Genomic DNA, 366 nt, shown 5'->3' with positions numbered 1-366 from the left:
CACTGTATGCCCAGCTCACAGCCCTGCCCTGGAACCGTGTCGCCACCCGTGTCCGCACGCGCGACCGTGGCCACGGACGTGTCGAAACCCGGACCGTGAAAGCCACCGAACTGCGCGCCGGCATCAACTTCCCCCACGCCGTCCAAGCCATCCAGATCACCCGCCGCCGGTCGCTCAACCGCGGGCCCACCACCACCGAGACCATCCACGCGATCACCAGCCTGCCGACCCACCAGGCCAGCCCCGCCCTGCTCGCCGACCTCACCCGCGACCACTGGTCCGTCGAGAACCTGGTGTGCCCCGTTAAATCCGGACAGCCGCTATTAAGATGATCTATGCGACGGACTGTTTTTTCAGGTATTCGTC

1 pseudogene is annotated in these 366 nt (G+C 65.6%); it reads left to right on the top strand.

The window, feature by feature from the left end:
• Positions 1-332: pseudogene (locus MXD61_RS05865) on the top strand (ISAs1 family transposase); the annotation flags it as partial.
• Positions 333-366 lie beyond the last annotated feature (34 nt).

It is taken from the genome of Frankia sp. AgPm24 (assembly GCF_023243055.1).
Classification (GTDB): domain Bacteria; phylum Actinomycetota; class Actinomycetes; order Frankiales; family Frankiaceae; genus Frankia; species Frankia umida.
The sequence above is the reverse complement of the archived record's forward strand: the minus strand, read 5'-3'. Positions and strand labels throughout refer to the sequence as shown.